Below are 5,843 nucleotides of genomic sequence, written 5' to 3' on the forward strand. Positions count from 1 at the left end.
AGCCGTCTACCGGGTGACGGTCTTGGCCGTGCCGGCCCCTTGCTTGCCGGCCACTTCCGTAAGATCCTCACATGCAACTGAGCAGGGTGCTTGAGCAACACATTGCGGTGTTCGGAGAGAGCGGTAGCGGCAAGACCGTCCTGCTGTCCTCGTTCTACGGGGCCACGCAGGAGCCCCAGTACCTGCAGAACAACCTGTTCGACGTCGTGGCGGACGACATCGGTCAGCACACCCGGTTGCATCAGAACTACCTGGGCATGAAGAACTCGTCGCGTCGCCCCCGCAAACCCGCTTCGCCGCCACGTCCTACGCCTTTTCCGTCAAGCTGCGAGACTCCTCCGATGCAGCGGTGAAGGCCAGGCCGTTCGACGCGCTACGCATGGTCTGGCATGACTACCCGGGTGAGTGGTTCGAGCAGGATGTGAACGGGCCCGAGGAGGCCCGTCGACGAATCGACACATTCCGGTCCCTATTGCGGTCCAACGTCGCCTTCCTGCTGGTAGACGCACAGAAGCTGCTGGACAACACAGGCGAGGAAGAGCGGTACCTCAAATCCCTGATGTCGAACTTCCGGACCGGCCTTCTATCGATCAAGGATGAACTGCTGGAAGACGGCAAACCCCTCGTCCAGTTCCCCCGCATCTGGACGATGGCCCTGTCGAAGGCCGACCTGCTCCCAGACGTGGACGTTTACCAGTTCCGCGATCTGCTCATCGACAAGGTCGGCGAGGATCTCGACGAACTACGCAAGGTGATCGCCGGCCTCATCGAAGCGAGCGACGCGCTATCGGTGGGCGAGGACTTCGTGCTGCTCTCATCGGCCAAGTTCGAGCCCGACAAAATCAAGGTCACCGAACGCATCGGGCTGGATCTGATCCTGCCGATGGCCGCCATCCTTCCCTTCCTCAGGCACGTCCGATGGTCCCAGGCGACGCAACTACCGAGGAAGGTAGCCGAGTCCCTGCTGAGTAACGCCGGAACCTTGGCCGCCGCGCTCATCGCCCGCAAGAAGAGAATTCCGGCCCGCGTCGAGAACCTGCTGAGCTTCCTCAACTCCGATCTCGCGAACGAGGCAGCAAAACTGGCCGGAGACAAACTCCGAAAGATCAACACAGACGCGCTGGCCCGCCACGACCAGCTCACCGCCACCCTGACCGGTTTCCGGATGAGCTTGGACTCCGGCGAACGCGAGCAGATCCTGCTGCGCAGCCGGCGATGAACCTCATCTGGGCCACCCGCGGACTGACCTGGGGGTTTCGATTCCTCCTCGATGGTGGGTTCACCGATCCGCTCCCGCAGTACGAGGCGGCTTTCTCCGGCACCGGTGACGACTCGGAGATCTGCTACCGGACCGGCGAGAGGGTAGCGCTTCGCTTCCCCGACCCCCTAGCCCGCAAAGACGCGGCCGGGCGGGTGATTCCCCACGAATTCGTCGTCTTCGGCCACTTGGTCGAGCAAATCCAATCCCTTGAAGACGGTCGTCACATCATCTGGAACCAGCCCGGCGTGGCCGACCAGTTCGAAAAGATCTGGGACTCCCCCCATCCGCCACCTGCTCACGGATCCTGACCTACGGTCGCGCTGACCTGGTGATCCAGCGGCGTGAGCAACCTTGTCCACGCCCACAGTGAGCCACGGCAGCCATAACCCAACCAGCCGACGAGCACGAACAATCAGATAAGCGTGCCTCGGACCGGAGGGGATTCGAACCCCTGCGGGGCACGGCACACCGGTGGTTCCACGCGCCTTCGAACCGCCCGAGTGTGCCCGGCCCTTGACTCGACGCGCTGCGATAACCCAGCTCTACCACCGGTCCAGATGGAGAGAGCCGCGAGCTTTCCGGATGACACGAACAGGCCACCGTCGCGCAAACTCAGCGGCATGAGCGGATGTCCTGACCAGAATGCACTTGAAGGAACAATATGCGATAGCCGGCCAGATCCGTGCACTCGCTGGCCGCTCACACCTTCGGTGCGCGTCGGTCGCTGACCTCGTAGCTTCGATAGGGGATCATCCAGGCATGGAGGCGTATCCAGAGGACAGCGACCGGAAGCAAGGGCTCACCAAGGCGGCCGAGATGGGTATCTCATTCGTGCCGGTGGTGGGCAGTGCCCTTCAAGTGGCACTTAACGAACTCGCTGGCCGACGCCTTGCCGATCGGCGAACGGCGTGGCTCAACGACCTCGCCGAGAAGGTGCATTCGCTCGAAGATCAGATCGGTGATTTCGAGAAGCTCACTAGCGAGGACGCCTTCATGGACGCCCTGACCACCGCTGCGCAGATTGCCGACCGCACCTCTCGCGTCGAAAAGCTCCGGGTGTTGCGCAACGCAGTCGTCAACTCCGTCATGCCGGGCGCCCCGGATCTTGACGCGCAGCAACTTTTCTTGGACCTGATCGACCGCTTCACCCCTACTCACGTTCGGATGCTGAGGTTGATCGCAGACCCGCCGGGCTGGTTTGACCGGAACGGCATGGCCCGACCGAACATTTCCAGAGGTTCGAGGGCGCATGTCATCGAAGCTGGCATGCCGGACCTTGCTGGCCGTCAGGATCTGATCATGAGATACGCCGCGGCCCTCACCACCGCTGGGGTGATCGATCAGTCGGTCACGACGATGATGACGTCGGGCGGTGTATGGGGGTCAGGAGCAACTCCGCTGGGTGTCGATTTTCTAGAGTTCATCGCCGAACCGAGGAGCGAGGCGGTTCAGATCTGAGTCCGGCGAAGCCACAAGCCGCGACAGCCCCTTTGTCGGGTGGGCGTAACGGGGTGCGGCTATGCCTCGATCCGGCTTCGCTGGCATCCGCCGTTCACGTCCCGTAAGGCCTGCTCACCGATCAGCTCCTCGACCGCGCCCTCTCCGCGGCAGATCAGTACGCACCATGGTCACCGGGTCAACGGTTACCGGGCATTCTCGAAGCTGGATGATCTACGCATGCATTACTTACGCGCGGAGGCGGTCCGATGGGTCGACCTCGAGTGGCCGGGATGGGTAGAGGCGCAGTTCCGGACCTCGGATGGTGAAGTCGTGTCGCTCGTCGACAAGGCGCCAATATTCGACGCCGGCGGTCCCCTGGTACCCGGGTCCGTGCTTCCGGCCGAAGTCAAAATCTCGTGCGAGGTGCTTGAACAGGCTGCGGATCGGGTCGGCAATCAGTCATGGCTCGTCCGTCTTGGGTACGACGTCGAGGATCAAAGCGGCCGGAGGACGTTCAACGTCGACAAGCGCACCCTCATCTCGCGAGGCTGAGCGGATCACCGCGCTGTCGCGCTCTGTTACGCCCGCGCCGAGCGGTCAGCGGCAGATCCGGATACCCGGCCGGCGTCGGCCTACAGGCTCGTACCCTTGATCAGGGCGGCGGGCGTTGTACACGCAACCGCCCCGGTTCGCCTCCCGGGAGCGGCAGACGTACGCCACGCCGCACGTCGACAAAAGCGAAACCTACGGCCGCAGCCCGACCGTGTCGGCTCGCACCCGCCGTCTGGTCGTCATTTAATGATTGCCCGCCGATGCCGAGGCATCGACGATGGTATCCCAGTGGTCAGTCTTCGCCTTCTTCGTTCAATGGCGGCGGTTCCATGCGTGGATCTTCCGGGGCATCGGGATAGAAATGCACCGTCGATGAATTACGCTCCGACTCCGCTGCGGCCGCTGCGGCCTCGGCGGGCGTCATAGGCTTGGAAAGCTCAGCCAACAATTCTTCGGCCGTCCTGCCGTTGAGCGGAACTTCTTTCAATACGGCGCGCGGCCCCTGCGGGGAAGGGGCTGTTGGCTTTGCGGTCATGGCATCCTGGTTGCGGCTCGTCTCATCGTCGGCCGATGCCGAACTTCCTGTCGTGGCTCCGCACAGAACAGCAATCGCCAATGCTGCCATAAACCGGAACTGCATGATTCGCCTCCAGCGCACCTTTCTACGAGATCTTACCCCTCGGCGGCTTTGGCGGGATGGCGATGCATAGTGCTAGCGGGTGGACCCGGCGTACTGCCGGGTAAGGCTCACAGGAAGCGGGCGATGCCGCACGCATCCGAACGGCCAGAGAAATCCATCCAGGCGTGCACAACTCGTCGTGTGGCTTGTGGTTCTGTAGGTGTTGTCGAGGTCGAAGTCGTTAGTGTTGCCAGCTCTTCTTTAATCATGCCCTCATTCCACGTCCTCAGCGCCGAATGGGTCGTACGCGAGTTTCGGTAAGAATGGGAGTTTTGGTCGTCGGCATTCTTCACAGGAGATTCTCGGCTAATTCGGAGTGCAACCACAGATGTCTAGGCTGGGCGCCCCTTCGAACAAATGGGACATTTCATGCGCAACATCAAAGTGGTCATCGCCGCCGGTCTCACTGCGCTCTGCACGCTGTCGGTCGGCGTGCCGGCGTCGGCCGACAGCGGCACCACTACGCCCTCCACGGCCACGGCCAGCGCCGCGCCACCTGTGAGCGCTGACGACGGCAGCCGGGCCACACTGTCGCCCGTCCCCACTAACGGCAAGACTGCTGAGCAGCTCCTGCAACAGCTCAGCAGACCTATGAGCGACGCTAAGGCCGCCGCCGCTGCTGCGCAGTCCGAACGGTACAGCGCTGGCCCGGCCGCATTTCCCGACGCGGTATACGGGCCTAATCAAATGAACCCTGAAATGCTATTCGACCTCAAAACCGGACTCAAGGGAATTACTAACACGTGAATGAATAAGCTCAACGACGCGCTGCCGCTTTCGGCCAAGGACGTGCCAGTCTTTACGCTTACTTGCTGAAGGCCAAGCCGGGGATGGGGCTCACGAGCTTCATCCCCGGCCACGGCGAGCATGGTGGATGCGGACCAGTCCTCGGGCGCAGCGTCGGTAGATGCGAAATTTCACCCAACCCCCCCGATAATCGAGTAGCCGCGATCCGCTGCCCGCGTGAAGTATCGAGCCACCTGCTGCTGAGGATAGATATTGGGAACGTCTTGGAGCCATCCCTCAGTCGCTATCCCTGAGGCGATCTCGACCACCTCTTGGGGAAGCAGCAAGAATCCCCTCCCATAACCAAATTCATAGTCTACAACCCGGCCGGTGCCATTGATGGCTTGATAAAGCCACGGATATTCCTGCTGTTCAATCTTTGAGAGAATTCTGCGGTAATCTTCCACGAGGCAGCTCTCTCTGGCTTCCACAACTTCTTCATCACCAGATTCCGGAACACTGCCAACCCGCAAGAAGATCTGGTCGAGAAGACCCGGTTCGACCTCGATCCGACTCGCGAGGTGCGCGGTGAGTGCCACTAGGCACAACTCCATACTCACATCGCCAAAATCTAGCCGACACAGGTTCCATCGGCAGCGAATCGAGCCGGATGCCTGGGCTGCACGCCGTATCTGGTCATGAAGCCCGGTCGGACACGTTACCCTCCCCCGTTAAGCGATGCTCGCCCTACCAAGGGCGTTCACGGCACGCGATCCATGAAGCTGTTGCCCATCCACCCGCCGAGCAGGCCGCCTGAGAAGCCCCATCGCGCGGTGAGCTCGGCTCTACCGCAAGATCAAGTGCACGGCTTTCGGCAAATCCGTGCATGTGACCATGCCGCCAGCTCCTTTCTCGGCTACGTAGCGTGACGTGTCGTGATGGTGTGCCATCTGCCGATTGCTGGCGTCGGGGAGGTGGGCGTCCTCGTTTCCGTGCGGCGGGACGGTCGTTGGTGCGGGTATGTCGGGAGCGAAGCGTCGTACGCCGCCGGTGGTGGTGCGAGTGCCGAGGACCGCGTCGTTGTCGGAGGCGGATCGGGAGCAAGCGGTCACGGCATTGGCGGTCATGATTGAGCAGTGGTGGTCGGCGCGAGACCGCAGCGCCGATGCCGACGGTGGACCGGAT

The 5,843-nt window shown here is 62.1% G+C and carries 8 protein-coding genes; 6 read left to right on the top strand and 2 right to left on the bottom strand.

The genetic code is table 11. The features are described from left to right. Nucleotides 1-71: 71 nt before the first annotated feature. The 5 genes from Adu01nite_RS47240 (at nt 72) to Adu01nite_RS47260 (ending at nt 3,253) form a co-directional block, all read left to right on the top strand. The gene (locus tag Adu01nite_RS47240; RefSeq protein WP_203735975.1) at nt 72-353 is read left to right on the top strand and encodes a hypothetical protein; all 282 of its coding nucleotides are present in this window, start codon (nt 72-74) and stop codon (nt 351-353) included. Beyond that, nucleotides 350-1,219 (top strand): hypothetical protein, encoded by an 870-nt coding sequence (locus tag Adu01nite_RS47245; RefSeq protein ID WP_203735976.1) that lies wholly within the window; start codon nt 350-352, stop codon nt 1,217-1,219. Before Adu01nite_RS47240 ends, Adu01nite_RS47245 begins: the two co-directional genes overlap by 4 nt. Next, nucleotides 1,216-1,569 (top strand): hypothetical protein, encoded by a 354-nt coding sequence (locus tag Adu01nite_RS47250; protein WP_203735977.1) that lies wholly within the window; start codon nt 1,216-1,218, stop codon nt 1,567-1,569. The genes Adu01nite_RS47245 and Adu01nite_RS47250 overlap by 4 nt, the downstream gene beginning before the upstream one ends. A 451-nt stretch (nt 1,570-2,020) precedes the next feature. Further along, complete coding sequence (locus Adu01nite_RS47255; protein WP_203735978.1) at nt 2,021-2,719, top strand: hypothetical protein; 699 nt, start codon at nt 2,021-2,023, stop codon at nt 2,717-2,719. A 312-nt stretch (nt 2,720-3,031) separates the two neighbouring features. Continuing rightward, nucleotides 3,032-3,253: a hypothetical protein gene (locus tag Adu01nite_RS47260; protein WP_203735979.1), complete on the top strand. Its 222-nt coding sequence runs from the start codon at nt 3,032-3,034 to the stop codon at nt 3,251-3,253. Between the two features lie 292 nt (nt 3,254-3,545). On the opposite strand, the gene Adu01nite_RS47265 is transcribed toward Adu01nite_RS47260, so the two are convergent. Further along, nucleotides 3,546-3,893: a hypothetical protein gene (locus Adu01nite_RS47265; RefSeq protein WP_203735980.1), complete on the bottom strand. Its 348-nt coding sequence runs from the start codon at nt 3,891-3,893 to the stop codon at nt 3,546-3,548. Nucleotides 3,894-4,301: 408 nt separating this feature from the next. Between Adu01nite_RS47265 and Adu01nite_RS47270 the strand changes: the two genes are divergently transcribed. After that, entirely contained in the window at nt 4,302-4,679 is a 378-nt protein-coding gene (locus Adu01nite_RS47270; RefSeq protein WP_203735981.1) for a hypothetical protein, read from the top strand. A 170-nt stretch (nt 4,680-4,849) separates the two neighbouring features. On the opposite strand, the gene Adu01nite_RS47275 is transcribed toward Adu01nite_RS47270, so the two are convergent. Continuing rightward, nucleotides 4,850-5,257 (bottom strand): hypothetical protein, encoded by a 408-nt coding sequence (locus tag Adu01nite_RS47275; protein WP_203735982.1) that lies wholly within the window; start codon nt 5,255-5,257, stop codon nt 4,850-4,852. Nucleotides 5,258-5,843 lie beyond the last annotated feature (586 nt).

Origin of the sequence: Paractinoplanes durhamensis (assembly GCF_016862175.1) — a bacterium.
Classification (GTDB): Bacteria; Actinomycetota; Actinomycetes; order Mycobacteriales; family Micromonosporaceae; genus Actinoplanes; species Actinoplanes durhamensis.